The sequence below is a fragment of the Mesorhizobium sp. P5_C1 genome, from assembly GCF_054049815.1.
In genome coordinates, this window is record NZ_JBFULQ010000475.1 from 1 (window position 1) to 4,231 (window position 4,231).

Annotated in this window: 3 protein-coding genes; all 3 read right to left on the reverse strand. The window is 63.2% G+C overall.

Annotated elements, in window-relative coordinates; all coding sequences use genetic code 11:
- Positions 1-24 precede the first annotated feature (24 nt).
- The 3 genes from ACXJ7R_RS26095 to ACXJ7R_RS26105 all read right to left on the reverse strand — a co-directional run bounded on the left by ACXJ7R_RS26095 (position 25) and on the right by ACXJ7R_RS26105 (position 4,066).
- Positions 25-1,458, reverse strand: coding sequence for an APC family permease (locus ACXJ7R_RS26095; protein WP_457154347.1), 1,434 nt, complete (start codon positions 1,456-1,458; stop codon positions 25-27).
- A gap of 94 nt (positions 1,459-1,552) precedes the next feature.
- Positions 1,553-2,719: a LysR substrate-binding domain-containing protein gene (locus tag ACXJ7R_RS26100; protein WP_457154348.1), complete on the reverse strand. Its 1,167-nt coding sequence runs from the start codon at positions 2,717-2,719 to the stop codon at positions 1,553-1,555.
- Between the two features lie 6 nt (positions 2,720-2,725).
- Positions 2,726-4,066 (reverse strand): glutamine synthetase family protein, encoded by a 1,341-nt coding sequence (locus tag ACXJ7R_RS26105; protein WP_457154349.1) that lies wholly within the window; start codon positions 4,064-4,066, stop codon positions 2,726-2,728.
- Positions 4,067-4,231 lie beyond the last annotated feature (165 nt).

The following is a 4,231-nucleotide window of genomic DNA, read 5'->3' on the forward strand; positions in this document are numbered from 1 at the left end:
GAATTCGATTCCGTCCATCGTTTCCTAAATCTGATTTACTCCCATATTGGCGAAGCGGACTGGATCGGCCTTTTCCAGCCGCAACGCCAACAAGTATCCCACCACGGCGGCGGCCGGAATCAATGCCGGCAGGATGATCCCGAGCACGCCACCGGTGGTGCCGGTGAGGTCGCCGAAATGCAGGAAGATGTAGACGAACAGTGCGGCCATGATGAGCCCTGACAAGGCGGGCAGGATCACGGTCGACAGCGCCGGCGCGCCGATATGTTTCTTGCGGAAGAACACGATGACCGCGAGCGAGGTCACGGTCATCATGCCGAGGACGCCGAGCGTGCCGACCTGGCTGATCCAGGTGAACATGTTGAGCACCGGGTCGAGTCCTAGTCCGGCAAAGATCGCCAGCACGACCAGGGCGCCGACTGTCTGAGCGACCGAGCCGATGTGCGGGCTCTGGTGATCCGCGTGGGTGCGGCCGAAGGCAGCGGGCAGCAGGCCTTCGCGTCCCGCCACGTAGCTGTATCGGGCGATGTAGTTGTGGAAGGCTGACAGCGCGGCAAACAGGCTCGACACCAGCAGAATGCCGGCGATGGTCGGCACGGGACCGCCGACATAGCGCCCAGCAAGATCGAAGAAGAGTGCCGAGGGATCGCCGTAGCCCTGGATGGTCGGCACGAGTTTCTCGGCGCCTATGCCAACGATCATCAGCCAGGTGGTGAAAACGAAGAAGATGCCGATCATCAGCACCGACAGATAGGTGGCGCGCGGAATGGTCTTCTCCGGGTCGCGGGCTTCCTCGGCGTAGATCGTCGTCGCTTCGAAGCCGATGAAGGATCCCAGGCAAAACAGGATCGCGGCAGTCAGCGAACCTGAAAACATCGCGTTCGGATCGAACAGGTTCAGCGCCAGCCCGTGYGCGCCGCCCTTGCCGAGAATTGCAAAATCCACGATCAGGACGATCAGGTATTCGAGCGCAACGGCCACGACCAGAACCTTTGCCGACAGGTCGACCTGACGGTAGCCGAGTATGCCGACCAGCAGGACGGCGATCAGGCTCCATCCCCACCAGGGCAGGGTCAGCCCGAGTTCGCCGAAGACACCAGCGGCGATGCCCCCCAGGAGGCCGATCAGTCCAAACTGCATGGCGTTGTAGGCAACCACCGCCACGACCGCCACGGCGCCGGCGACCCGCCCGCCGAGACCGCGCGCGGCATAGGCGTAGAAGGCGCCGGCATTGGTGACATGCCGCGACATCGCCACGTAGCCGACCGAAAAGGCAAGCATCACCAGGGTCACGAAGATGAAGGTCGCCGGGATGYCGGCGCCGTTGCCCAGCATGAACGCCAGCGGCATCGCGCCGGCAACGCCGGTAAGCGGGGCCGCTGCCGAGATGACCATAAAGGTCACGGCGATCAGGCCCAGTGAATTCCTGCGAAGTTGGTTGGTTCCTGCGGTACTCATTTGGGTAGTTCTCCCTCTGTGTTCCCCATGGCCGATTGACCGGTCCATTGTTGGTTGACGTCTGTTTTCGTTCAGGCGGCCGTCCGGCCCGCCATCATTCCTCTCCGTTGGCGAGATGCCCGAAGGACCCCCGGCACTTGGCGAGAAAGTGCTCGACCGACTCGCTCCTTTGATTGCCGCGCGGCGTGATCGCGATGACTGCTCCCTCGGGAAAGTCCTCATCCAGAGGTATGGCCAGGATCTCCTTGCCGTCGGAGGCGGTTCTGGTCTGCGGCGCCTGCGGGACGATGGAATATCCAAGCCCCTGGGCGACCAGACCTCGCACCATGGCGAAAGATGGCGACTGGAAGCGGATGAGCGGCTGAAGCTGGCTGCGCTTGAACAAGGCATCCGTGGCCGCGCGGACGGAAGGATAGTCCAGCAGGATCATGGGCAGGTCAGCCAGGTCGGCGAGCCGCAGACGAGACCTTGCTGCCAGCGCGTGACCGGCGCTCAACAACACATGCGGAGCCGGGGGGCAGATGAGTTCGGCGTCGAGATCAGGCTCGTTCACCTGTCCGAAGGTGATGGCAGCCTCTATTCTGCCGGCGCGCATCTGTTCGATAAGGTCGTCGTGGTCGGCTTCCAGAAGGCGGATGTCGACATCCGGCTGCTGGCTTGCGAAGCGGGCGACGAGGGCCGGCACGAATTGCGGCCCAAGCGTGATGAAAAAGCCGATGCTGAGGTGGTTCGCCGGGTGCGGCGGCCGATGATCATCCGGCGCGATCGGGATGGCGCGCCGGTAGCCGCGATTACCGTAAACCAGCGGCGAGCGCTGCGCTGAAAGGTCGATGGTCTCGGCCTCGCCGATGAACAGAAAATGGGTCCCCCACAGCAAGGCTGTCTTGAGCTCGCAGTCGAGCGAAACGAYGGCACCATCGATGACCGGCGCGCCGGTTGCGCCGGGGTGCCAGGCGATCGCGCCGAACCTGTCCTGGTTCAGATGTTTGAGACGGCCGGAAAAGAGATCCGAGACGAAGCTCTGATTGCCGCTGAGCACATTGGCGCAGAACCGCCTGTTCCTCTTGATCGCCTCGCATGCAGGGCTGAGGTGATGGACGCTGATGAGCAGGGAGGGCCGGCTGGTGTCGGCCGACACCGAGGTCATCGATGAAACGGTCACTCCGAAACGACCTGCCTCGCCGTCCGTGGTCACCACGGTAACGGCGGAGGCAACGCGGCTCATGCCTTCGATGAAACGGGCGCGCAGGTCAGTATCCATGGTCGTTCACCCCAGGTCGAAGAAACGTTCCAGTTCCACGTCCGGAACCTTGCGGCGGAATTCGTCGTGCTGGCACTCTCGGGTGGCCGTGAACGCCTCGACAAAGCGCGGCCCCAGCCAGTCCTTGGCGAAGCTCGATCCGCGCAGCCGTTCGATCGCCTCGGGCATCGAGCGGGCGAAGTCGCGGGCGGGTTTCTGCGTGTAGCCTGACCCGATGGTCTCGGGGTCGGGCTCGATCTCGCCTATGACACCGGCGATCCCGGCGGCGATTGTGGCCGCGGCCGAGAGATAAGGGTTGGAATCGGCGCCCGGCAGGCGATTTTCCACCCGCAGCGTCCCTGCGTCATGGCCGACCAGGCGAAAACATGTGGTGCGGTTTTCAAAACCCGAGGTCAGGCCGGGCGGCGCGAAGGTGCCCGGTGCGAAGCGACGGTAGCTGTTCACCGTCGGCTGGAAGACCAGCGTCATGTCGCCGGTATAGGCTTGGAGACCGCCAAGGAAGTGGCGGAAGGTGCGGCTGACGCCGTTCTTTTCGTTTGGATCCCAAAACAGCGTCTTGCCGTCCCTGTCCTTCAGGCTGATGTGCAAATGGATCGACTGGCTGTCCGCCTTTTCGTTCCAGCGCGGCATGAAGGTGACGGACCGGCCTTGCCGCAACGCCAGCGCGCGGATGAAGTTCTTCAAGAGGACGAGTTGGTCGGCCGGTTCCGTACCTACGCCTGCTCCGATGCAGGCCTCCATGAAGCCTGCGCCGATCTCCTCGTGCATCTTGGCGAGGTCGATCTTCAGCGGCTCRCAGATTGCGGCCAGCGCCTCGTACCATTCGGTCTGGACAACCTGATAGAGGATCAGGTCGTGGCTGGCGTGAGCCGTCGCTGTCTTGAGGTTGCGGTAGCCCTTCGCCTTCGCGCTTTCCGGTGTCTCGTCGAAAAGTGTGTATTCCAGCTCCATTCCGTATTTCGGCACCAGCCCCGCTTCGCTGGCGCGAGCCAGAACCGATTTCAGGATCGCCCGCGGACATATCTGTGCCGAGGCGCCGGTGTAGTTGGAGAGGACCAGCAGGTCATGCCCCGGTTTCGACCATGGCAGGCGGCGGCCAGAATTCGGGTCGACCTGCAAGGGGTCATCGTGAAAATCACCCTTGTCGTCGTTGACGCCCGGGATGACGAGCATCACATCGGTCGGGTCCAGCGCCAGTTGCGCGGGAGCCATGCCCATGCCGCTTTTCGCGATGCCTTTCAGGCTGCTGGTCGAGACCATCTGTCCGCGCAGCAGTCCGTTGGTGTCGGTCATCGCGACGGTGGCAAAGCGGCTGGCCGGATCGGCCAGGTAATCGTCAACTGTCATGTTGCACCTGATTGAGGGAATGGGCGCCGATAAGTCGCGCGAGTTCGGTGAGATCGGTCTCGGGCTGTGTAGAATAGGCCTTGAGGAATACGCGCAGGCCGTTGTGCAGATAGCGGGCGACCTCGGCGCGCGACGGGAAACGGTCCGGCATGTAGAGGGCCTGGG